21 protein-coding genes are annotated in these 23,593 nt (G+C 59.1%); 17 read left to right on the top strand and 4 right to left on the bottom strand.

What is annotated here, in order from left to right; all coding sequences use genetic code 11:
- Together ACVWSC_RS20085 and ACVWSC_RS20080 are read right to left on the bottom strand one after the other, a co-directional pair.
- On the bottom strand, positions 1-1,968 hold the full coding sequence (locus tag ACVWSC_RS20085; RefSeq protein ID WP_442108848.1) for a MacB family efflux pump subunit: 1,968 nt from the start codon (positions 1,966-1,968) through the stop codon (positions 1-3).
- Positions 1,969-3,147, bottom strand: a complete 1,179-nt coding sequence (locus ACVWSC_RS20080; RefSeq protein ID WP_442108847.1) for an efflux RND transporter periplasmic adaptor subunit — start codon at positions 3,145-3,147, stop codon at positions 1,969-1,971.
- 267 nt (positions 3,148-3,414) lie between these two features.
- On the opposite strand from ACVWSC_RS20080, the gene ACVWSC_RS20075 reads away from it, so the two are divergent.
- The 3 genes from ACVWSC_RS20075 (at position 3,415) to ACVWSC_RS20065 (ending at position 5,974) form a co-directional block, all read left to right on the top strand.
- Positions 3,415-3,891, top strand: coding sequence for a sigma-70 family RNA polymerase sigma factor (locus ACVWSC_RS20075; protein WP_442108846.1), 477 nt, complete (start codon positions 3,415-3,417; stop codon positions 3,889-3,891).
- Positions 3,892-4,077: 186 nt separating this feature from the next.
- Complete coding sequence (locus ACVWSC_RS20070) at positions 4,078-4,557, top strand: histidine kinase (RefSeq protein WP_442108845.1); 480 nt, start codon at positions 4,078-4,080, stop codon at positions 4,555-4,557.
- Between the two features lie 106 nt (positions 4,558-4,663).
- Complete coding sequence (locus ACVWSC_RS20065; RefSeq protein ID WP_442108844.1) at positions 4,664-5,974, top strand: MFS transporter; 1,311 nt, start codon at positions 4,664-4,666, stop codon at positions 5,972-5,974.
- 144 nt (positions 5,975-6,118) lie between these two features.
- Here ACVWSC_RS20065 and ACVWSC_RS20060 read toward each other — a convergent pair whose 3' ends face one another.
- On the bottom strand, positions 6,119-7,783 hold the full coding sequence (locus ACVWSC_RS20060) for an electron transfer flavoprotein-ubiquinone oxidoreductase (protein WP_442108843.1): 1,665 nt from the start codon (positions 7,781-7,783) through the stop codon (positions 6,119-6,121).
- Between the two features lie 543 nt (positions 7,784-8,326).
- On the opposite strand from ACVWSC_RS20060, the gene ACVWSC_RS20055 reads away from it, so the two are divergent.
- From ACVWSC_RS20055 to ACVWSC_RS20015, 9 genes are all read left to right on the top strand, one after another.
- Positions 8,327-9,076 (top strand): electron transfer flavoprotein subunit beta/FixA family protein, encoded by a 750-nt coding sequence (locus tag ACVWSC_RS20055; protein ID WP_009396278.1) that lies wholly within the window; start codon positions 8,327-8,329, stop codon positions 9,074-9,076.
- Positions 9,077-10,006 (top strand): electron transfer flavoprotein subunit alpha/FixB family protein, encoded by a 930-nt coding sequence (locus tag ACVWSC_RS20050; protein WP_133216685.1) that lies wholly within the window; start codon positions 9,077-9,079, stop codon positions 10,004-10,006.
- Positions 10,007-10,139: 133 nt separating this feature from the next.
- On the top strand, positions 10,140-10,946 hold the full coding sequence (locus ACVWSC_RS20045; protein WP_442108842.1) for a substrate-binding periplasmic protein: 807 nt from the start codon (positions 10,140-10,142) through the stop codon (positions 10,944-10,946).
- A 9-nt stretch (positions 10,947-10,955) separates the two neighbouring features.
- A complete protein-coding gene (locus ACVWSC_RS20040) occupies positions 10,956-11,309 on the top strand; it encodes a DUF4398 domain-containing protein (RefSeq protein ID WP_442108841.1) in 354 nt (117 codons plus the stop codon).
- Positions 11,306-12,115: an OmpA family protein gene (locus ACVWSC_RS20035; protein WP_442108840.1), complete on the top strand. Its 810-nt coding sequence runs from the start codon at positions 11,306-11,308 to the stop codon at positions 12,113-12,115. Before ACVWSC_RS20040 ends, ACVWSC_RS20035 begins: the two co-directional genes overlap by 4 nt.
- Positions 12,116-12,402: 287 nt before the next feature.
- The gene (locus ACVWSC_RS20030; protein WP_442108839.1) at positions 12,403-13,848 is read left to right on the top strand and encodes an aminotransferase-like domain-containing protein; all 1,446 of its coding nucleotides are present in this window, start codon (positions 12,403-12,405) and stop codon (positions 13,846-13,848) included.
- Between the two features lie 73 nt (positions 13,849-13,921).
- Entirely contained in the window at positions 13,922-14,407 is a 486-nt protein-coding gene (locus tag ACVWSC_RS20025; RefSeq protein WP_442114340.1) for a translation initiation factor 2, read from the top strand.
- A gap of 127 nt (positions 14,408-14,534) precedes the next feature.
- Positions 14,535-14,789, top strand: coding sequence for a YkgJ family cysteine cluster protein (locus ACVWSC_RS20020; RefSeq protein WP_442108838.1), 255 nt, complete (start codon positions 14,535-14,537; stop codon positions 14,787-14,789).
- 32 nt (positions 14,790-14,821) lie between these two features.
- Positions 14,822-15,427, top strand: coding sequence for an START domain-containing protein (locus ACVWSC_RS20015; protein WP_442108837.1), 606 nt, complete (start codon positions 14,822-14,824; stop codon positions 15,425-15,427).
- 197 nt (positions 15,428-15,624) lie between these two features.
- Here the strand turns inward: ACVWSC_RS20015 and gltA are convergent, their stop codons facing one another.
- Positions 15,625-16,914 (bottom strand): citrate synthase, encoded by a 1,290-nt coding sequence (gene gltA, locus ACVWSC_RS20010; RefSeq protein ID WP_128324477.1) that lies wholly within the window; start codon positions 16,912-16,914, stop codon positions 15,625-15,627.
- 350 nt (positions 16,915-17,264) lie between these two features.
- Here gltA and sdhC point away from each other — a divergent pair, with 350 nt between their 5' ends.
- The 5 genes from sdhC to ACVWSC_RS19985 all read left to right on the top strand — a co-directional run bounded on the left by sdhC (position 17,265) and on the right by ACVWSC_RS19985 (position 23,583).
- Positions 17,265-17,651: a succinate dehydrogenase, cytochrome b556 subunit gene (sdhC, locus tag ACVWSC_RS20005; RefSeq protein WP_177494597.1), complete on the top strand. Its 387-nt coding sequence runs from the start codon at positions 17,265-17,267 to the stop codon at positions 17,649-17,651.
- Complete coding sequence (gene sdhD, locus ACVWSC_RS20000; protein WP_028945358.1) at positions 17,645-18,013, top strand: succinate dehydrogenase, hydrophobic membrane anchor protein; 369 nt, start codon at positions 17,645-17,647, stop codon at positions 18,011-18,013. Before sdhC ends, sdhD begins: the two co-directional genes overlap by 7 nt.
- A 3-nt stretch (positions 18,014-18,016) precedes the next feature.
- Entirely contained in the window at positions 18,017-19,789 is a 1,773-nt protein-coding gene (gene sdhA, locus ACVWSC_RS19995; RefSeq protein ID WP_442108836.1) for a succinate dehydrogenase flavoprotein subunit, read from the top strand.
- Between the two features lie 12 nt (positions 19,790-19,801).
- A complete protein-coding gene (locus tag ACVWSC_RS19990) occupies positions 19,802-20,506 on the top strand; it encodes a succinate dehydrogenase iron-sulfur subunit (RefSeq protein WP_045188779.1) in 705 nt (234 codons plus the stop codon).
- Positions 20,507-20,751: 245 nt separating this feature from the next.
- Complete coding sequence (locus ACVWSC_RS19985) at positions 20,752-23,583, top strand: 2-oxoglutarate dehydrogenase E1 component (protein ID WP_442108835.1); 2,832 nt, start codon at positions 20,752-20,754, stop codon at positions 23,581-23,583.
- The last annotated feature ends 10 nt before the right edge of the window (positions 23,584-23,593 follow it).

Raw genomic sequence — 23,593 nt, 5'->3', positions numbered from 1 at the left:
TTATTCGCTGGTAAGGGCTTTGACCGGGTCAAGCTGAGCGGCTTTACGCGCCGGCATGAAGCCGAACACCACGCCGGTGACCACTGCGCAGGCAAAGGCGCCGAGAACGGCGGCCAGGGAAAAAGCGATGGCAATGTCGGCCAGCAGCAGTGTGCCGCCGATCAACAAGGCCAGGGCAATGCCGGTCAGGCCGCCGACCATCGACAGCAGCACCGCCTCACTGAGGAACTGGCGCAGGATGTCGCGCTGACGTGCGCCGGTGGCCATGCGGATGCCGATTTCACGGGTGCGCTCGCGCACGGTCATCAACATGATGTTCATTACCCCGATGCCGCCGACCAGCAGCGAGATCGCCGCAATCGAACCAAGCATCAGTGACAGGGTGTTTTGCGTGCGTGCTTCGGCCTGGATCAGGGCGGCGTCGTTACTCAGTTCGTAATCCTGCTTGCCGTGGTGCAGCTTGCGCATCAGCTTGTCGATTGCCGCCTCGGTTTCGGCCACCCGTCGCGAGTCGGCGGCGGCAATGGTCACGTACTCCGGGTGTTGGCTGCCGAACAAGCGGATAGCCGCAGCGGAGTAGGGCACCACAATCCGTTCATCACTGTCCTGATCGCCGGAGCTCGCGCCTTTGCCTTGCAGAATGCCGATCACCTGAAACGGCACGTTCTCCACCAGGATGTACTGACCAATCGGGTTGAGCTGGTCACCGAACAGCTTTTGCTTGACCTTCTGGCCGATCACCGCGACCGCCGCTGCGGCCTGCTCGTCGGCTTCGGTAAAGAAGCTGCCCTCAACGACCGGCCAGTTGAAAATTTCCGAGAAGAAGGTGTTGTTGCCGCCCACGTAGAACTCATGGTTGTTGTTGCCAAAGCGCACCATCAACGAATTGCCGATCACCGGCATGATCATCTTCACCTGCGGCAGGCTACCGACGGCGGCGACATCATCGAGGGTGATGATCCCGGCCGGTTCGCGCGGGCTCGGGGCCGTGCCCCCCAGGTAAAGGATGTTGGAGCCGAACGCAGCCATCTGCGCCATCACCTGGCGCTTGCTGCCTTCGCCGACAGCGAGCATCACCACCACCGAGGCCACGCCGATGACAATGCCCAGCAAGGTCAGGGCGGTGCGGAAGCGGTTGATCCACATGATCCGCCAGGCCGCCTGCAAGGCTTCGAGCATCTCGCCTTTCCAGGCGCCGCTGTGGGTGGCGCCCTGGTTTAGCCGTTGGCGCAGGTCTTCGGCCTGCAAGCCAGGGTTGGCCGGGGGTGGGGCGGTGTGTTCGTTGGTCGAATCGCTGATGACCAGGCCGTCACGGATTTCAATGACGCGCTTGGCCCGAGCGGCAACCTCGCGGTCGTGGGTGATCAGGATCACCACATGGCCTTGGGCGGCCAGTTCGTCGAGCAAGGCCATGACTTCGGCGCCGCTCTGGCTGTCGAGGGCGCCAGTCGGTTCGTCGGCCAGAATGATGTGCCCGCCGTTCATCAAGGCGCGGGCGATCGATACCCGTTGTTGCTGGCCGCCGGACAACTGGTGCGGACGATTGCCGCTGCGGCTGGCCAGACCCAGGCGATCGAGCAAGGCGGCGGCGCGGGCATGGCGCTCTGACGCGGGGGTGCCAGCGTAAATGGCGGGCATCTCGACATTTTCCTGGGCTGAGCCCGAGGCGATCAAATGGTAGCCCTGGAACACAAAGCCGAAGGCCTCTCGGCGCAGCCAGGCCAGTTCGTCGTTGTCCAGGGTGGCGACATCTTTGCCGGCAAACAGGTAATCACCGGAGGTTGGCCGGTCGAGGCAGCCGAGGATATTCATCAGCGTCGATTTGCCGGAGCCCGAAGCGCCAACGATGGCGACAAACTCGCCCGGGTGGATCGCCAGGCTGATGCCACGTACCACTTCGACTTTCGGGGTGTCGACCCCGCCATAGGACTTGCGGATGTCACGCAGTTCAATCAGCGGCGTACTCATTCAACCTCCGCTGGCCGTCGGGGCACCGATCAGCAATTGATCGCCTTCGTTCAGGCCTTCAAGCACCTGCACCCGCAGGCGGTCGCTGAGCCCGGTGCGGACCTGGCGTTGCTCGACTTTGCCGTTGGCGTTGAGGACCTGGGCGATGCGCAGGTTTTCGTCGTTGGCATCATCATCAAGCGCAGCCACCGGTACGGTCAGCACCTTGCTGGCCCGACCGGCGACGAAAAACACCTGCGTGGTCATTTCCGCCATCAAAGCGTTGTCGGGGTTCTCGACATCCAGCAACACGGTGTAGAGCACCACTTTGCTCGTGGAGCTGCCGCCGCTGGCGCTCGTCGGGCTGCCGCCACCTTGATTGGACTGATCCAGTGGCTTGGGCGGTATCGGCAGAATCTGCCGCACGGTGCTGGTCCAGCGCCGCTTACCTCCGGCCAGGGTGGTGAAGTAGGCCGCCATGCCGGGTTTTACATGGCCGATATCCGCTTCGGAAACCTGGGCCCAGACGGTCATTGGCGACAGTTTGGCGATGCGCAAAATCAGCGGGGTTTGCTGCTGGGCATTGAGGGTCTGGCCTTCGCGGGCGTCAACGGCGACGACGGTGCCGGTCATCGGCGCATAAATACGGGTATACCCCAGTTCTGCTTCGTCGCTGCGCAGGCTGGCCTGGGCCTGGCGGATCTGCGCGCGGTACATGTCGATGCGCGCCTGGGTGACCTTGAGCTGGGCCTGGGCGCTTTGCACGTCCTCCTCACGAGTGGCGCCGCCAGCGGCAAGGTTACGTTGGCGCTTCAGTTGTTGATCGGCCAACTGGTACTGGGCCTGCTGTTCCGCGAGCTGGGCTTTGAGGTTGTCGATCGAGAAACGCCCGGCGTCGAGCCTGGCCTGCTGGGTTGAGGGGTCGATTTCCACCAGCAGTTGACCTTCTTTGACTTGGTCTCCCACTTCTACATGCAGTTTGCGGATCTGCCCCGACGCCTGGGCGCCGACGTCCACGTAGCGTCTGGGTTGCAGGGTGCCCAGTGCAGTCACGCTGCTTTCGATTTCGCCACGGGTGACAGTTACGGTGCTATGCGGGTCAGCGCCGCTGTCGAGGGTTTTCCAGGCGAGCAGGGCACCCACGCTGAGCAGGCCGATGCCGCAGAACAAAAGGCGGCGCGTTGTGGAAGGACGTCTCATGTGGGGTTCCAGCCAAAGGGTTGGGCCGTGGAATCATGCTGGCAGGCAAGACAGGCATGGGAGGCTCCCCGATAAACGAGGGGCTCGCTGAAGAATTTACTCATGCCGACGTTGTGGACAGCCATCCTGGCTCATTATCACGGGAGGAGGGGGTAGGATCACGCTTGCTGAGAATAATTGTAATTTGTATTATCGCCTATTGCCATCATTCATAATCCTCTTCCTTGAGTCAGGGAATTCGCGCCGATGTAACGGCCAGGTGCTGTGTTGGAAAATTACTATCGTGAATTGGTGAGTTTCCTCTGCGCCCGCCTGGGTAACCGTCAGGCGGCTGAAGACGTCGCACATGATGCCTATACCCGGGTGCTCGAGCGCACCGGCGATGCCGAGATCGAACACCCACGCGCCTTCCTTTATCGCACGGCCCTGAACCTGGTGATCGATGGCCATCGTCGTGGGTTGCTGCGTCAGGTCGAGCCGCTGGACGTGCTCGACAGCGACGAACGGTTCTTTTCCCCTGCGCCATCTCAAGACATGGAGCTGCACCAGCGCCTGGAATTGATACAGCGTGCCCTTGGCGAACTGAATCCGCTCTGTCGCGACAGTTTTCTGCTGCGCAAACTGGAAGGTTTATCGCATCAGGAGATTGCCGAACGTCTGGGAATTTCTCGTAGTTTGGTGGAAAAGCACATCGTCAACGCGATGAAACATTGCCGTGTGCGCATGCGTCAGTGGGAGTGCTGAAGCGAGACAACAACCAAGTGTGAAAATTCCGTTGAACCTTGCTTGATTTCTCAGGCTTTCCCTACAACTATCAATACAGACAGACAATTATCTGGCGATCTGCCCGCCACCACAGCCTGCAGTAGATTTTTTGGCGCAGTAGGGTCAAGCAAAGTCGCTAAAGCCTATATGCCCTGGTCATTGACGATGCCTAATAAATCCATGCGGATCCTGATTGCCGATGAGCATCCGATGCAGTTGATGCAGTTGGAAAAAATGCTCAATGGCATGGGTTATTACCGCATCGCACCGGTTGAATCATTTGAGGATCTGCAGCACCTGGTGCAAGGCGCGTTACAGCCATTCAACTTGCTGGTGGGCAATATCGATCTGGCCAGCCATGTCGGCGTCGACCTTGAGCGTTTTTGCCGGATGAATGCCCAGATCCAGCATGCGCTGCTGTATGAGTCCCAGCACTTGAAACTGCCTACTATCCCTACTGCCCGGCGCGAGGCAGTGAACGTCAGCCTGCCCAAGGTGCCCGACAACGAAACCCTGCAGAGCTTCATGACGATCATCGACATGCCGAAAGTCATCGGGCAATTGCCTGGCGTGCCCGATCGCACGGCACATACAGGCTTCTCACAGCGGCGGATGGCGTTTCCACCGTCGATCTTTACCCGCTAATCCCGGTCGCAGCCTACGCACCCTTGGGGTGCATTTTGCTATCCTGTCACGTTCGCCGAGGTGCGCCGAGCCGCGTGCCAATGCCTTTCGTTTGACGGATGCCTCTATGACAGCCACCACGCCTGCGCCAGCGTTACGCCTGACGCGCAGTGACCATAAGACCCTGAGCCTGGCAGCATTGGGCGGCGCGCTGGAAATCTATGATTTCATCATCTTCGTGTTTTTTGCCCTGACGCTCAGCCAGTTGTTCTTTCCGCCGCATATGCCCGAGTGGCTGCGGTTGCTGCAAAGTTTCGGCATTTTTGTCACCGGTTACCTGGCCAGACCGCTGGGCGGCATCCTGATGGCGCATTTTGCCGATCATCTGGGGCGCAAGCAGGTGTTCAGCTTGAGCATCCTGATGATGGCCTTACCCTGCCTGCTGATCGGTGTGATGCCGACGTACGCAGGCATCGGTTACTTCGCCCCGTTGATTTTGCTGGCGCTGCGTATCTTTCAAGGTGCTGCAGTTGGGGGTGAAGTGCCCAGCGCCTGGGTGTTCGTGGCCGAACATGCACCGCTCGGGCGTCGCGGTTATGCCTTGGGTTTTCTGCAGGCGGGCCTGACTTTCGGCTATCTGTTGGGGGCCTTGACGGCAACAGCGCTGGCGCAGTGGTTCACGGCGCAGGAAATTCTGGACTACGCCTGGCGCTACCCGTTTCTGCTGGGTGGGGTGTTCGGTGTGATCGGCGTATGGCTGCGTCGCTGGTTGAGCGAGACCCCGGTGTTCCTCGCGCTGCGTGAGCGCCGCGAGCAGCCGGTGGCTTTTCCATTGCGTACCGTGCTGAAGGAGCACCGCCAGGCGCTGTTGCCTGCGGTACTGCTGACGTGTGTGTTGACCTCGGCGGTGGTGGTGTTGGTGGTGATCACCCCGACGGTGATGCAGCAGCGCTTTGGCATGAGTGCTGGAGACACCTTTGCGTTGAGCAGTCTGGGGATCGTTTTTCTCAATATTGGCTGTGTATTGGCGGGGCTACTGGTTGACCGGATGGGTGCCTGGCGAGCGCTTATGTTTTACAGCCTGCTGTTGCCCCTGGGTATCGGTGCCTTGTACGCCAGTCTGGTGGCGGGCTGGCAGTGGCCGGGGCTGGCCTATGCGCTGGCGGGGCTGGCCTCGGGCGTGGTGGGGGTGGTGCCGTCGGTGATGGTCGGGTTGTTCCCGGCAGCGGTGCGGGTTTCGGGGATTTCCTTTACTTACAACATTGCCTACGCGCTGTGGGCCAGTGTCACGCCGTTGCTGTTGATTGCGCTGATGCCGTGGAGTCCATGGGTGTGCGTACTGTTCAGCCTGGTGATGGGGTTGGTAGGGGTGCTGACGGTAGTCTATTACGCAGGGCGCCAGCCAGTGGCGTATGAGGAAGAAGCGTTAGGCTGCTGACGCCGGTAGGAGCGGGCTTGCCCCGCGATGCAATCTAACTGATGCGCCAAGATCGCGGGGCAAGCCGCTCCCACCTGGATAAGGCACCCATCAAACAAAAGCCCCCTGACCGTGAGGCGAGGGGGCTTTTTGCTGGCTGCTGACTTACATGTTCGGGTAAGTCGGGCCGCCTGCACCTTCCGGCGTCACCCAGGTGATGTTCTGCGAAGGATCCTTGATGTCACAGGTCTTGCAGTGCACGCAGTTCTGGGCGTTGATCTGGAAGCGCTTGTTGCCTTCTTCCTGGGTAACCACTTCGTATACGCCGGCCGGGCAGTAGCGTTGCGCCGGTTCGTCGTACAGCGGCAGGTTGGTGCCGATCGGAATGCCAGCATCGGTCAGTTTCAGGTGGCAGGGTTGTTCTTCTTCATGGTTGGTGCTGGAGAGGAACACCGAGCTGAGCTTGTCGAAGCTGAGTTTGCCGTCCGGTTTCGGATAGTCGATGCGCTTGGAGTCGGCAGCCAGCTTCAGGCAGGCGTAATCCGGCTTGGTGTCATGCAGGGTGAACGGCAGCTTGCCGCCGAACCAGTTCTGGTCGACGTAGTTGAACGCTGCACCGAGCATCGGGCCGAACTTGTGCATGGCCGGGCCGAAGTTGCGGCTGGAGAACAGTTCTTCGTAGAGCCAGCTGGCTTTGAAGGCAGTGACGTAGCTGTTGAGTTGATCGCCACCTTCGCCACCTGCCAGCAGGGCATCGGCCACGGCTTCGGCAGCCAGCATGCCGGACTTCATGGCGGTATGGCTGCCCTTGATTTTGGCCACGTTCATGGTGCCCAGGTCGCAGCCGATCAGGGCGCCACCGGCGAACACCATTTTTGGCAGCGAGTTCAGGCCGCCCTTGGCCAGCGCACGGGCGCCGTAGCTGATGCGCTTGCCGCCTTCGAGGTACTGGCTGATCACCGGGTGATGCTTGAGGCGCTGGAATTCGTCAAACGGCGACAGGAACGGGTTGCTGTACGACAGGTCGACGATCAGACCGACCACCACCTGATTGTTTTCCAGGTGATAGAGGAACGAACCACCGGTGTTTTCCTTGGCCATGACATCCAGCGGCCAGCCTGCGGTGTGCACCACCAGGCCTTGCTCATGCTTGGCCGGATCGATTTCCCAGATTTCCTTCAGGCCGATGCCGTAGTGCTGAACATCGGATTCGTTGTCCAGGTTGAAGCGCTTGATCAGTTGCTTGCCGATGTGGCCACGGCAGCCTTCGGCGAACAGGGTGTACTTGCCACGCAGTTCCATGCCGGGGGTGTACAGGCCGTCTTTAGGGTTGCCTTCACGGTCGACACCCAGGTCGCCGGTGATGATCCCGCGGACCACGCCGTTTTCGTCGAACAGTGCTTCCTGGGCAGCAAAGCCCGGGTAGATTTCTACACCCAGGTTTTCCGCCTGCTGGGCCAGCCAGCGGCACAGGTTGCCCAGGGAGATAATGTAGTTGCCTTCGTTGTGCATGGTCTTGGGCACGAACAGGTCCGGGACCTTGACCGAGCTGCCAGCATCCTTGAGCACGTAGATGTCGTCGCGTTTGACTTCGGTATTGAGCGGGGCGCCGAGCTCTTTCCAGTCCGGGAACAGTTCGTTCAAAGCGCGCGGCTCAAAGACTGCGCCGGAGAGGATGTGGGCACCGACTTCCGAGCCTTTCTCGACCACGCAGACGCTGATTTCATTACCGGCTTCGGCGGCTTTCTGCTTCAGTCGGCAGGCAGCGGACAGGCCAGCCGGACCAGCGCCGACAATGACCACGTCGAATTCCATGTATTCGCGTTCCACAGGTTCTCTCCTACTCAAGGCTCATCAGTTTTTCTTTGTTGGTGGGTGGCAGGCGGTCATTTTTACCGCGCTCAAGCTGTAGCTCGAACGATGACGGACTACACCGCTTTCTCTTGGTCGCGCATTATATCTACACCACTCGGCAGGTCCAATACAAACGTTTGTTTGAATTTGCCGCAGGCCAGTAAAATCAAAGACGCGCGGCGTGAATCTGACCGATTTGCCGTATTGACCGGATTGGGCGTTACGGTCAAGATACGAGCGGTTTTGCGCTCGCCGTAGGCTGACCGCCGGATGCAGGTGCACCCCTAAAAACCTGGCGAAAAGCAGGGCAGGAGGGCCGTAGCCCGCCTTGTAGTGGAGTTTACACACCGCGACAGAAAATGCCCGAGGGTTTTGCTGTAGCAAGGTCGAATAAAGACTGCTGGGTCAGGGTTAAATTCTACCGGCTGCAATCGTTTTTAGAGGTGCCCTTGTACCCACGCGCAATCGCCGGGTTTGCCCCAGGCGACATTCTTTTCACCGGAGAGTAACGAGGAATCCATGAAGGTTCTTGTAGCTGTCAAACGAGTGGTCGACTATAACGTCAAGGTTCGCGTCAAGGCGGACAACTCCGGCGTCGACCTTGCTAACGTCAAGATGTCCATGAACCCCTTCTGCGAAATCGCCGTAGAAGAAGCCGTGCGCCTGAAAGAAAAAGGCGTGGCGAGCGAGATCGTCGTCGTTACCGTCGGCCCGGCCACTGCCCAGGAGCAACTGCGTACTGCCCTGGCACTGGGTGCTGACCGTGCGGTGCTGGTTGAGTCCGCTGAAGAGCTGACCTCGCTGGCCGTCGCCAAACTGCTCAAGGCTGTTGTCGACAAAGAACAGCCTCAGCTGGTAATCCTTGGCAAACAAGCCATCGACAGCGATAACAACCAGACCGGCCAGATGCTGGCTGCGCTGACCGGCTTCGCCCAGGGCACCTTCGCTTCCAAAGTTGAAGTGGCTGGCGACAAAGTCAACGTTACCCGTGAAATCGACGGCGGCCTGCAGACTGTAGCGCTGAACCTGCCTGCGATCGTCACTACCGACCTGCGCCTGAACGAGCCACGCTATGCGTCGCTGCCGAACATCATGAAGGCCAAGAAGAAGCCACTGGAAACCGTTACTCCAGACGCGCTGGGCGTTTCCACTGCCTCCACCAACAAGACCCTGAAAGTCGAAGCGCCGGCTGCTCGCAGCGCAGGTATCAAGGTCAAGTCGGTTGCTGAACTGGTCGAGAAACTGAAGAACGAGGCGAAGGTAATCTAAATGACTATCCTGGTTATCGCTGAACACGAAAACGGTGCCGTTGCCCCGGCCACTCTGAACACTGTTGCTGCTGCCGCCAAGATCGGCGGTGACATCCACGTGCTGGTCGCAGGCCAGAACGTCGGTGGCGTCGCTGAAGCTGCTGCCAAGATTGCTGGCGTGGCCAAGGTGCTGGTTGCCGATAACGCCGCCTACGCCAACCTGCTGCCAGAAAACGTAGCGCCGCTGGTTGCCGAACTGGGCAAGGGCTACAGCCACGTGCTGGCACCGGCCACCTCCAACGGCAAGAACATCCTGCCGCGCGTTGCCGCCCAGCTGGACGTCGACCAGATCTCCGAAATCATCTCGGTAGAATCGGCTGACACCTTCAAGCGTCCGATCTATGCCGGTAACGCCATTGCCACCGTGCAATCGAACGCTGCCGTCAAGGTCATCACCGTCCGTGCCACCGGCTTCGACGCCGTTGCCGCTGAAGGTGGTTCGGCTGCTGTTGAAGCAGTTGCTGCTGTGCACAACGCCGGTACCTCGGCTTTCGTTGGCGAAGAGCTGGCCAAATCCGACCGCCCTGAGCTGACCGCTGCCAAGATCGTCGTTTCCGGCGGCCGTGGCATGCAGAACGGTGACAACTTCAAGCACCTGTACGCCCTGGCCGACAAGCTCGGCGCTGCGGTCGGTGCTTCGCGCGCCGCCGTCGACGCAGGTTTCGTACCGAACGACATGCAGGTCGGTCAGACCGGCAAAATCGTCGCGCCACAGCTGTACATTGCCGTCGGTATCTCCGGCGCGATCCAGCACCTGGCCGGTATGAAAGACTCCAAAGTGATCGTTGCGATCAACAAGGACGAAGAAGCGCCGATCTTCCAGGTGGCTGACTACGGCCTGGTTGCTGACCTGTTCGAAGCCGTACCTGAGTTGGAGAAGCTGGTTTAATCCGGCAGCTTCACTTATAAAAGAGCCCGGTCCGGGCGGGTTGTGCAAGCGACGTCTTGCGCAGCCCGCGGACCGGGCTTTTTTGTTTTCGGATGACGGGTTGGGAGGCAGATGCATGGGATGGCTTGGCCGGATGAACACGGCACTGTTGTGCGCGGTCGTGTTGTTGCCGTCACAGGTGTTGGCGGTGGGCAAATGTGAGCGCCTGGTGGCCACTGGCAGCCCTGATGCACCCCCTTATTCGTGGCGTGACCCGCAAGACCCCAGACACCTGATCGGTGCCAGTGTTGACCTGTTCAAGCAGGTGGCCGCTGAGCTGGGGGTGAAGGTTGAAGTTCTCGACAGCGGTTCGCGCAGTCAGGCGCTGGAAGAAGTACGCAGTGGTCGCGTGGACCTGCTGATCGACTCGCCTTTCGCCGTCGCGGAACTTACCCGCGTGGACTACATACACCCGTCGTTGCTCAGCAACGAGTACGTCGTCTGGACCCGCCACGATTCGCCACTGGTCTACGACACCTTGTCCGACCTGCGCGAACAGCGCGGCAGTGTTTCGGAAAAAGCGCGTTTAACCGCCGAATTTTCAGCCTACGCCAAGAGCCAGTTACAGCTTGCTCCGGCGCAGAATCTGACTCAGGCCTTCCAGAAATTGTTGCTGGGACAAGTCGACTACGTGCTGGCCGGGCGCTATGCCGGTATGGCCATGGCACAAAGCCTGGGCATGAGCAATGCGTTGATTGCCCGCGGTCTGCCAGTGGACCGGCCAGGCCTGTATCTGGCGCTGTCACATAACTCGGCCTGCAATGACGCGTGGTTACGTGGGCAACTGGCAAAAAAGCTGACAGAATTGCCGGCCTCCGGCGTGTCCCAAGCGGTACTGCAGCAAAACGTCGAGCGCTGGAAGGCGCAGGTGCAGAAATCGCTGGATGCCCCTAAACAGTAGGAAAATTGTGTGAGAACTCATTCACTATTCGCCGCCGTGGCGCTGCTGGCCTTGGCTGGATGCGCCAATGACCCGGCGCCTAATGAACAGCTACGTCTGTCTGAGCAGGCACTGGAACAAGCCAAGGCCGTTGGTGCGACCAATGAAGTGCCAGAGCTGAAAATGGCCGAAGACAAAATGGCGCGTGCCCAGGTCAACATGAGCAATGAGGCTTATCGTGATGCGCGGATGCGTGCCGAGCAGGCCGAGCTGGATGCGCGTCTGGCGGAGGCGCGGGTGCTGACCAGCAAAAGCAAAGAGCAATTGGAGCTGCTGCAGTCGCGGGTCAACCGCCTGCGTAAGCAATTGGGGGAGCAGCCATGAGTTCGATCAAGCCTATGGCGGCATTATTGTTGCTGGGTCTTGTCGGCCTGCAAGGCTGTGCCAGCCAGCGCAGCGAGACGGCGCTGGATGAAGCGACAGCGAAATTCCAGACGGTGAAAGACGATTCCAATGTGCTGCGCAGTGCGCCGCGCGATGTGATCCGTGCCGGTGAATCGCTGGCGCGGGCGGAGCGTCTGTCCAGCTATCTGGGGACCGGCGCCGATGTTCGTCACTATGCTTACCTGAGTCAGCGTTACAGCGATATCGCTCGTGAGCACAGCAACCTGGTACTGAATCAGGAGCGCTTGGCCAAGCTTGAGCTTGAGCGTCAGCGCCTGCAGTTGGCGCTGCGTGAGGCCAAGCTGGCCAGCGTGCAGCAGCAGGGCAAGTGGCTGGAGGCGCAAATTGTCAGTTTGGCCACCACCCAGAGCGATCGCGGTCTGGTCATGACGCTGGGTGATGTGCTGTTCGATACCGGTCATGCGGAGCTGAAAAATTCTGCCAGCCGGACCGTGCTCAAGCTTGTGCAATTCTTGCAACTCAACCCCAAGCGAGTTGTGCGTATCGAGGGATACACCGATAGCACGGGTTCGTCGGAAGACAATCTGAAGTTGTCCCGTGACCGCGCTCAGGCTGTGGCGGACATGCTGGTTGATCTGGGTGTTGATGAAAAACGCATCCAGGTAGAGGGCTATGGCGACCAGTACCCGGTCGAGGCCAACGCTTCGGAACGGGGCAGGGCGCAGAACCGTCGAGTCGAGATCGTCTTTTCCGACGAGAAAGGCAGGCTTGGCGCGGCGCGCTGAGTGCTGAAGCTGAAAACCCGGTGAGCACCCCTCACCGGGTTTTTTTATGGCCTTAACGGTAGGAGCGGGCTTGCCCCGCGATTGCGCGCTGTCAGGCACACCGCAATCGCGGGGAAAGCCCGCTCCTACCGGGGTAGGGCAGTTGAGACGAGGTGGGGCTGTCACACAACTGTATTGTCGACTATTCTTCAATCTGTCCCAGTACACTTTGCAACTGTTCCGGTATTCTGGCTCGAATTCTGAGTCGTACAAAAATAATTACATTGCCTGCGTGTCGAGAACCGATCATGACCAACCTGCTGCTCTACCAGCGTATCGCCCAGCAACTGGCCGAAGACATTCGTCGTGGTGTCTATCAGCCCGGTGAGCGAGTGCCGTCGGTGCGCAAGATGAGTTCGCAGCTCAATGTCAGCCATGCCACGGTGTTGCAGGCCTACGCCAACCTTGAAGATCAAGGCTTGATCCGGGCGCGGCCGCAGTCGGGCTACTACGTGCACCAAACTCCGGCTTTGACCGCGCAGACGCCGGATATCGCCCGGGTAGAGCGCCCTGGTCTGGTGACGCGCAGCAGCATTATTCAGCAGGTGCTGGCCGAAGCGCGTCGCGATGGCGTGTTCCCGTTCGGTGCGGCAGTGCCGCATGTCGATTATTTGCCAGTGCGCGCGTTGCACCAGCAATTGGCCAAGGTCACGCGATTCCATAGTCCGCGGGCGTTCAGCTATATGTTCAGCCCGGGCTTCGAGCCTCTGCGTCGGCAGATTGCCATTCGCATGCGAGATGCGGGGGTGGTGGTTGATCCCAGTGAAGTGGTGGTCACTCACGGCTGTGTGGATGCCCTGCAGATGTCGCTGCGGGTGTTGACCAAGCCGGGTGATCTGATTGCTGCCGAATCGCCGACTTACTATGGCTTGCTGCAGTTGGCTGATCTGTTGGGGCTCAAGGTCATTGAAATTCCCAGTGATCCTTCGACAGGCATCAGCCTGGAAGCGCTACAACTGGCCGCCAATCAGTGGCCAATCAAGGCTTTGGTGCTGACGGCGCGGCTGAGTAATCCGCTGGGTGGCACCATTCCGGAAGATCGGCAGAAGCAGTTGCTGCGCCTCGCGTCGGATTTCGATATCCAGATTGTCGAAGACGATATCTACGGCGAGTTGATGTTCGAGCAGGGCAAGAGTAAAGCCCTCAAGGCCTTTGATCGCCTGGGACGGGTGATCTACTGCTCAAGCTTTTCCAAGACCCTGTCGCCCGGGGTGCGCATTGGCTGGATGATCGCCGGTAAGTATCAGGCGGAAATCCAGCGCTTGCAGACCTTTACCACGCACTCAGCCTGCAGCGTGACCCAGATGGGGGTTGCCTCCTATCTGGAAAATGGCGGTTACGATCGACACTTGCGTTACATCCGTCAGGAATACCGGAAAAATCTCAGTGCTTACCAATTGGCGGTACAGCAGCATTTCCCTGAAGGCACGCAGATGACCCGGCCGACCGGCGGTTTCATTTTGTGGGTCAGCTTGCCTGGGCGGGTCAATACCCAGGAGTTGCATGTGCGTGCGCTGCAGCAGGGGATCAGTATCGCTCCGGGGCTGATTTTCAGTAATACAGAGCAGTTCAACCACTGCATTCGCTTGAACTGCGGTATCCCTTGGAATCGCGAGGCGGAGCGTGCCCTGATGACCTTGGGTATGCTTGCCAGCCAGCTGTGTCAGGAGTCGGGCGCGGCTAACTTTTTCTAGGTTTGTAATCAAGCTTGCCAGTCTTCCCGGGAACGGGGAGCATATACCTCTTTGCAGGTGATTTTGGGTGTATATGAAAGCCTTGTCTCAGGTCAGTCTGTTGGTGTGCCTGTTGGGTTTGCTGGCAGCCAACGGCAACGTCATGGCCCAGACATCACCTCCCACTGCGTCGGCAAAGCAAGCGAATGCCGCGCCGAAAGCTCAGGCCAAAGCCCAGCAGAAGCAGGTCAAGCCTGCTCCGGTGAAGAAAAAGCCGGTTGCCAAGACGGGGCACAGCAAGTCGAAGCAGGGCAAAGCTGTACCGCCCGCGTTGCCCTCTGCCAAGCTGGATCTGCGTCTGCCGGCCGAGATGGTCAAGGATCTCAAGCCGGCTACCCAGGATGCCGTGCCAACACCCAAGCCGTTGTTGCCTCATCTGTTTGGTGAAAAGCCACCTTCTGAAAGTCCGTTCCAGTTGAACGGCCGGTTGCTGAGCAACGAAATGCAACTGCAGCTGCGCAATGATGCGCGTCAGTCAGACATCGAAGGCGCTGCCATCGAGTTCGAGTTCAAGCAGTAGTCACTGCCCGACCTGCAGGTCATGGTTATTCGCGACATTTTTCATGTGGCCAGTAATTTCAAACGACCGTTTAAGCGGTTACTATCCGGGTTCATTCATCATTTGCTGTACCGAGGATTCTGTTGTCATGAATTGCCGTGAAGGATGTGGCGCCTGCTGCATCGCGCCTTCCATCAGCTCGCCCATGCCGGGTATGCCCAAGGGCAAGCCGGCCGGGGAGCGGTGTTTGCATCTGTCGGTGAGCAATCTCTGCGCATTGTTTGGCAAGCCGGAGCGGCCTGCGGTGTGTGGCGGTTTCAAGGCTGATGTCGAGGTGTGCGGCGGTGATCGTGATGAAGCGATCAGAATCCTGGGGTGGTTGGAGCAAGTGACGGCAGCTTGAAGCGCAGAACCTGGACAATAAGGAACAAAAGAATGGGATCGTTTAAGCAAGTGGCACTGGTCTTGGGTCTGAGTGCGGTGTTGGTGCCTTTGGCACAGGCCGAAAACTGGAAGCAGGCCAAGAGCGAAGAGGGCATCAAGGTGGACCTGAGTGAGGTCGCCGGTTCCGACTACAAGGCCTATCGTGGCGTGACCTTTATCAAGGCGCCGCTGGCAAAGGTCAGGGCATTGCAGGAAGACGTTGTCGGTGCTTGTGCCTGGATTCATGAATGCAAGTCGCAAAAGCTGCTCAAGTCCGAGGGTAATCAAAGCTGGACTTACACCCAGTTCAATACGCCATGGCCGGTTACCCCGCGCGATTCCGTTTTGCATGTCACCACGATTGAGGCGACCGACGGTAGCTTGACCCGCAAGCTTGAAGGGCTGCCGACTTACGTGCCGGAAGAGAAGGGCTTTGTGCGTGTCGCCAAGGTTGATGGTTTCTGGAAGTTGACCCCCAAAGATGGCGGTACCGAGGTGACGTACCAGGTGCACACCGAGCCAGGTGGCAGCGTGCCGTCGGTGGTGGCGAACAAGTTTGTGGTGGATGCGCCGTTCAATACCCTCAAGGCATTGAAAGCGAAGGCCGAAAAGCCGTAGTTGAGGAATACAGTTGCGCGAAGCTAGCACTTTGCCGTAACTGTAGGAGCGGCGGTCCGGCTTGCCCCGCGATCGCGGTGTGTCAGACGTTCCGCAATCGCGGGGCAAGCCCGCTCCCACAGGTGGTGCAAAACAGTTGCACACACACCATAAAAAAGGCTGCCCGAGGGCAGCCTTTTTCGTGTTCAGCGCAGGGCTTACTTGCGGTCTTCCAGCTTGACGATGTCGCGTGCTTCGTAGCCGGTGTACAGCTGGCGTGGACGGCCAATCTTGTACGGGCTGGAGAGCATTTCTTTCCAGTGCGAGATCCAGCCGACGGTCCGCGCCAGGGCGAAGATCACGGTGAACATGCTGGTTGGAATGCCGATCGCCTTGAGGATGATCCCCGAGTAGAAGTCGACGTTCGGGTACAGCGAGCGCTCGATGAAGTACGGATCGGTCAGGGCGATCTCTTCGAGACGCATGGCCAGTTCCAGCTGCGGGTCGTTCTTGATGCCCAGCTCGCGCAGGACTTCGTCGCAGGTTTGCTTCATGACGGTGGCGCGCGGGTCGCGGTTCTTGTAAACGCGGTGACCGAAGCCCATCAGCTTGAACGGATCGTTCTTGTCTTTGGCCTTGGCGATGAACTTGTCGATGTTCGAGACATCGCCGATTTCATCGAGCATGGTCAGTACCGCTTCGTTGGCGCCGCCGTGAGCCGGGCCCCACAGTGCAGCGATACCGGCAGCGATACAGGCGAACGGGTTGGCACCCGAAGAGCCGGCCAGGCGTACGGTGGAAGTCGATGCGTTCTGCTCGTGGTCGGCGTGGAGGATGAAAATCCGGTCCATTGCCTTGGCGAGGGTCGGGCTGATCGGTTTGATCTCGCACGGGGTGTTGAACATCATGTGCAGGAAGTTTTCTGCATACGACAGGTCGTTGCGCGGGTACATCATGGGTTGACCCATGGAGTACTTGTACACCATCGCTGCCAGGGTCGGCATTTTGGCGACCAGGCGTACCGCGGAAATTTCGCGATGCTGCGGGTTATTGATGTCCAGCGAGTCGTGGTAGAACGCCGACAGGGCGCCTACTACGCCGCACATGACGGCCATCGGGTGGGCGTCGCGGCGGAAGCCGTTGAAGAAGGACTTCAACTGCTCGTGCACCATGGTGTGATTCTTCACGGTGCTGACGAACTGGGCCTTCTGCTCGGCATTCGGCAGTTCGCCGTTGAGCAGCAGGTAGCAGGTCTCGAGGTAATCGGATTTCTCGGCGAGCTGTTCGATCGGATAGCCGCGGTGCAGCAGGATACCCTTGTCGCCATCGATATAAGTGATCTTCGACTCGCAGGATGCGGTCGCCATGAAACCAGGGTCGAAAGTGAAGTGACCCGTGGCCCCCAACCCTCTAACGTCGATAACATCGGGACCAACGGTGCCGGTTAAAATGGGCAGCTCGACGGGGGCTGCGCCCTCGATGACCAACTGCGCTTTTTTGTCAGCCATGTGGCCTCCTATTAATGCTTGAAATCATCAGACAGACCCCCCACGCAGGGCCCGCACCACTATAGTGAGATAAATTCGAATGTCAATTTGCCTAAAGCACGGTTGTAAAGGGCTTTGGGCGCGGTTTTTCCTCGAAATTGCCGCCCGTTTACGCCTTTTATGCGCTAAAGGCAATCCGCTATTTGGGCTAGGGCCTTGCGTTGTCATTAGTAGCCTAACTGTCTATAATCGGCCCCCGACCGCCAGGGGCTTGCAAGCCCGTGTTGCTGGGGTCGTCACTCCCTGGGTGGTGGGTACCTGACCAGTACACTTACCAACAACTTTGCCCTGCTTGCTAGGGGCTCTTCAGTGTGAAAAAAGCCGTGAAAAGCCAACGACCTGTAAACCTAGACCTAAGGACCATCAAACTCCCCATTACCGGCGTTACGTCATTTCTTCATCGTGTTTCCGGCATCATCCTCTTCCTGGGCCTTGGCATCATGCTTTATGCATTGGGCAAATCCCTGGGTTCGGAGGAAGGCTACGCCGAGGTGAAGGCATGCTTGACCAGTCCGCTGGCCAAATTCGTGGCATGGGGCCTCCTGTCCGCCTTGCTGTATCACTTGGTTGCCGGTGTGCGCCACTTGATCATGGACATGGGCATCGGTGAGACGCTGGAAGGCGGAAGACTGGGCTCGAAAATTATCATCGCCGTCTCTGTGGTGGTGATCGTGCTGGCAGGAGTTTGGATATGGTAACCAACGTCACGAACCTCTCGCGTTCGGGCCTCTATGACTGGATGGCGCAGCGTGTTTCTGCGGTCGTTCTCGCGGCTTATTTCATTTTCCTGATCGGATACCTGGTCGCGCACCCGGGCATCGAGTTTGCCCAGTGGCACGCTCTGTTCTCCAACAACGCGATGCGTATCTTCAGTCTGCTGGCACTGGTTGCCCTGGGCGCTCACGCCTGGGTCGGCATGTGGACCATCGCTACCGACTACCTGACGCCGATGGCGCTGGGCAAGTCGGCGACTGCTGTACGTTTCCTGTTCCAGGCGGTATGTGGTGTCGCGATGTTCGCGTACTTCGTCTGGGGTGTGCAGATTCTCTGGGGTATCTGATTCATGGCTAACATTCCTACGATTACATTCGACGCCATCATCATTGGTGGCGGCGGTGCCGGCATGCGCGCTGCGCTGCAGCTGGCCCAGGGTGGTCACAAGACTGCCGTGATCACCAAGGTCTTCCCGACCCGTTCGCACACTGTATCGGCCCAGGGTGGTATCACCTGCGCCATCGCTTCGGCCGACCCGAACGATGACTGGCGCTGGCACATGTACGATACCGTCAAGGGTTCCGACTACATCGGTGACCAGGACGCTATCGAATACATGTGTCAGGAAGGCCCGGCTGCGGTCTTCGAACTGGACCACATGGGTCTGCCGTTCTCGCGTACCGAAACCGGCCGTATCTACCAGCGTCCGTTCGGTGGTCAGTCCAAGGACTACGGTAAAGGTGGCCAGGCCGCCCGTACCTGTGCTGCTTCCGACCGTACCGGTCACGCGCTGCTGCACACCCTGTATCAGGGCAACCTGAAAGCAGGTACCACGTTCCTGAACGAGTACTACGCTGTTGACCTGGTGAAAAACCAGGAAGGCGCGTTCGTCGGTGTCATCGCGATCTGCATCGAAACCGGCGAAACCCTGTACATCAAGTCCAAGGCCACCGTACTGGCCACTGGCGGTGCGGGCCGTATCTACGCCTCCACCACCAACGCCCTGATCAACACCGGTGACGGTATCGGTATGGCCCTGCGTGCAGGCGTGCCGGTTCAGGACATCGAAATGTGGCAGTTCCACCCGACCGGTATTGCCGGTGCCGGTGTACTGGTTACCGAAGGTTGCCGTGGTGAAGGTGGATACCTGATCAACAAGCATGGCGAGCGTTTCATGGAGCGTTACGCGCCTAACGCCAAAGACCTCGCTGGTCGTGACGTTGTGGCCCGTTCCATGGTTAAAGAGATCATCGCCGGTAACGGCTGTGGCCCTAACGGCGACCACGTGATGCTCAAGCTTGACCACCTGGGTGAAGAAGTTCTGCACAGCCGCCTGCCAGGCATCTGTGAGCTGTCCAAGACCTTCGCACACGTTGACCCAGTTGTTGCGCCGGTTCCTGTTGTTCCAACCTGCCACTACATGATGGGCGGCGTTGCCACCAACATCCATGGCCAGGCCATCACCCAGGACGCCGACGGCGTCGACCAGATCATCCCAGGTCTGTTCGCAGTAGGTGAAGTGGCGTGCGTATCGGTTCACGGTGCCAACCGTCTGGGCGGCAACTCGCTGCTCGACCTGGTGGTATTCGGCCGTGCGGCGGGTCTGCACCTGGAAAAAGCGCTGAGCGACGGTATTGAATACCTCGACGCCAGCGACACCGATATCGACGTTGCCCTGAGCCGTCTGAACAAGCTCAACGAGCGCAACACTGGCGAAGACGTGGCTACCCTGCGTCGCGAGCTGCAAAGCTGCATGCAGAACTACTTCGGTGTATTCCGTACTGGCGAATACATGCAGAAGGGTATCGAGCAGCTGGCGCAACTGCGTGAGCGCATTGCCAACGTCAAGATCAACGACAAGTCCCAGGCCTTCAACACCGCGCGTATCGAAGCGCTGGAGCTGCAGAACCTGCTGGAAGTTGCTGAAGCCACTGCAATCGCTGCAGAAGTTCGTAAAGAGTCCCGCGGTGCCCACGCCCGTGAAGACTTCGAAGACCGTGACGACGAAAACTGGCTGTGCCACACCCTGTACTTCCCGGGCGAAAAGCGCGTTGCCAAGCGCGCCGTCAACTTCGCGCCGAAAACCGTACCGGCGTTCGAGCCAAAAGTCCGGACTTACTAAGGGGTGGTCGCTATGTTGCAAGTCGAAGTCTATCGTTACAACCCCGATACCGACTCTGCGCCGAAAATGCAGACGTTCCAGGTCGATACCGGTGGCAAAGACCTGATGGTGCTGGATGTATTGGCACTGATCAAAGAACAGGACGAAGGTTTCTCGTATCGTCGTTCTTGCCGCGAAGGTGTTTGCGGCTCCGATGGTATGAACATCAACGGCAAGAACGGCCTGGCGTGCATCACGCCGCTGTCGGCCGTGGTCAAGCGTAACAAGCTGATCATTCGTCCGTTGCCTGGACTGCCGGTCATTCGTGACCTGGTCGTCGATATGAGCATCTTCTACAAGCAGTACGAGAAGGTGAAGCCATTCCTGCAGAACGACACGCCGGCTCCGGCCATCGAGCGTCTGCAGTCGCCAGAAGAGCGTGAGAAGCTGGACGGTCTGTACGAGTGCATCCTGTGCGCTTGCTGCTCTACGTCCTGCCCATCGTTCTGGTGGAACCCTGACAAGTTCCTCGGTCCAGCTGCACTGTTGCAGGCCTATCGCTTCCTGGCCGACAGCCGTGACACCAAGACCCAGGAGCGTCTGGCTTCGCTTGACGATCCGTTCAGCGTATTCCGCTGCCGCGGAATCATGAACTGCGTAAACGTTTGCCCTAAAGGTCTGAACCCGACCAAGGCAATCGGTCACGTACGTAACATGTTGCTGCAAAGCGGTACCTGATTTTAAAAGTGTTGTACCCGTAGCACGCCAAGGTGCGGGCATCTGCCCGCACCAAGGTGAAACCAAGCGAAGGCCCACAAAGCCCGAGCTTTTACCTATGAAGATATGAGACCAGCAGGGGCTTCCGGGCTGGTACCCGGAAAATCTGTGGGATCCTTGGTGGCTTGGTTCGGTCGCTGCATTGGGACTTTTCCAGGCTTGCTATGGCTCTCGCCGATCCGTCCCCTAACCGAGGGTGACCAAGCATGCAAGAAAGCGTGATGCAGCGCATGTGGGAAAGCGCCCACCTTTCAGGTGGTAACGCTGCATATGTGGAAGAGCTCTATGAGCTTTACCTGCACGACCCTAACGCTGTGCCAGAAGAGTGGCGCACTTACTTCCAGAAGTTGCCCGCCGAAGGCAGCACCGCTACCGATGTATCGCACTCGACAATCCGCGACCATTTCGTACTGCTGGCAAAGAACCAGCGCCGCGCCCAACCGGTTTCCGCCGGAAGCGTGAGCAGTGAACACGAGAAGAAGCAGGTTGAAGTACTGCGACTGATCCAGGCCTACCGTATGCGCGGCCACCAAGCCGCCAAGCTCGACCCCCTGGGGTTGTGGCAGCGCCCTGCGCCAGTAGACTTGTCGATCAATCACTACGGCTTGACCAATGCCGATCTTGATACGACCTTCCGTGCCGGCGACCTGTTCATCGGCAAAGAGGAAGCGAGCCTACGCGAAATCTTCGACGCTTTGCAGCAGACATATTGCCGCACCATTGGCGCCGAATTTACCCACATCGTCGACTCCGAGCAGCGCAGCTGGTTCCAGCAGCGTCTGGAGAGCGTTCGTGGGCGTCCGGCCGTTTCCGCGGATGTCCAGAGCCACCTGCTCGAGCGTGTGACCGCAGCAGAAGGTCTGGAAAAATACCTGGGCACCAAGTACCCGGGCACCAAGCGTTTCGGCCTGGAAGGCGGCGAAAGCCTGATTCCGATGCTGGACGAGATGATTCAGCGTTCCGGTTCCTACGGTACCAAAGAAGTTGTGATCGGCATGGCCCACCGTGGCCGTCTGAACGTGCTGGTCAACACCTTCGGCAAGAACCCGCGCGAGCTGTTCGACGAGTTCGAAGGCAAGAAGAAGGTCGAGCTGGGTTCCGGTGACGTTAAGTATCACCAGGGCTTCTCGTCCAACGTGATGACCGCCGGTGGTGAAGTTCACCTGGCCATGGCGTTCAACCCTTCGCACCTGGAAATCGTATCGCCAGTGGTTGAAGGCTCGGTACGTGCCCGTCAAGACCGTCGCAACGACACCGTTGGTGACAAGGTTCTGCCGATCTCCCTGCACGGTGACGCAGCATTCGCCGGCCAGGGCGTGGTCATGGAAACCTTCCAGATGTCGCAAACCCGCGGTTTCAAGACCGGCGGTACTGTGCACATCGTGATCAACAACCAGGTTGGTTTCACCATCAGCAACCCGCTGGACTCGCGTTCCACCGAGTACGCCACCGACGTCGCCAAAATGATTCAGGCGCCGATCCTGCACGTAAACGGTGATGATCCAGAAGCGGTACTGTTCGTGACCCAGCTGGCCATTGACTACCGCATGCAGTTCAAGCGTGACGTGGTCATCGACCTGGTCTGCTACCGTCGTCGCGGCCACAACGAGGCTGACGAACCGAACGGCACCCAGCCGCTGATGTACCAGCAGATCGCCAAGCAGCGCACTACCCGTGAACTGTACGCCGAAAGCCTGATTCAGGCGGGCCGCCTCGATGCCGAGCGCGTTCAGGCCAAGGTTGACGAGTACCGCAACGCGCTGGACAACGGCCTGCACGTAGTGAAGAGCCTGGTCAAAGAGCCGAACAAAGAGCTGTTCGTTGACTGGCGTCCATACCTGGGTCACACCTGGACGGCGCGTCACGACACCCGTTTCGACCTCAAGACCCTGCAGGAACTGTCGGCCAAGCTGCTGGAACTGCCAGAAGGCTTCGTGGTTCAGCGTCAGGTTTCGAAGATCTACGAAGATCGCCAGAAGATGCAGGCCGGTGGCTTGCCGATCAACTGGGGCTACGCCGAAACCATGGCCTACGCGACCCTGCTGTTCGAAGGTCATCCGATCCGTATGACCGGTCAGGATATTGGTCGCGGCACTTTCTCGCACCGCCACGCGGTGTTGCACAACCAGAAAGACGCCAGCACCTACCTGCCACTGAAGAACCTGTACGCCGGTCAGCCACGTTTCGACCTGTACGACTCCTTCCTTTCGGAAGAAGCAGTACTGGCCTTCGAATACGGCTACTCCACCACCACGCCAAACGCGCTGGTGATCTGGGAAGCCCAGTTCGGCGACTTCGCCAACGGCGCCCAGGTGGTTGTCGACCAGTTCATCACCAGCGGCGAGCACAAGTGGGGCCGTCTGTGCGGTCTGACCATGTTGCTGCCACACGGTTATGAAGGGCAGGGGCCTGAGCACTCCTCGGCACGTCTGGAGCGTTACCTGCAGCTGTGCGCCGAGCACAACGTCCAGGTTTGCGTACCGACCACGCCGGCTCAGATCTACCACCTGCTGCGTCGCCAGGTCATCCGTCCGCTGCGTAAGCCGCTGATCGTACTGACACCTAAGTCGCTGCTGCGCCACAAGCTGGCCATCTCGACCCTGGAAGAACTGGCCGAAGGCTCGTTCCAGACCGTGATCCCGGAAATCGATACCCTCGATCCGAAAAAGGTCACTCGCCTGGTCCTGTGCAGCGGCAAGGTCTACTACGATCTGCTGGAAAAACGCCGTGCCGAAGGCCGTGAAGACATCGCCATCGTGCGTATCGAACAGCTGTATCCATTCCCTGAGGACGATCTGGTCGAGATCCTCGCGCCGTACACCAATCTCAAAGATGTGGTGTGGTGCCAGGAAGAGCCGATGAACCAGGGCGCCTGGTACAGCAGCCAGCACCACATGCGTCGTATCCTGACCCGCCACAATAAAGAGCTGGTTCTGGAATACGCCGGTCGTGATGCTTCGGCAGCACCAGCCTGTGGCTATGCTTCGATGCACGCTGAGCAGCAAGAAAAGCTGCTGCAAGATGCTTTCACTGTTTAATGCCATCGCG

It is taken from the genome of Pseudomonas sp. NUPR-002 (assembly GCF_056322725.1).
The sequence above is the reverse complement of the archived record's forward strand: the minus strand, read 5'-3'. Positions and strand labels throughout refer to the sequence as shown.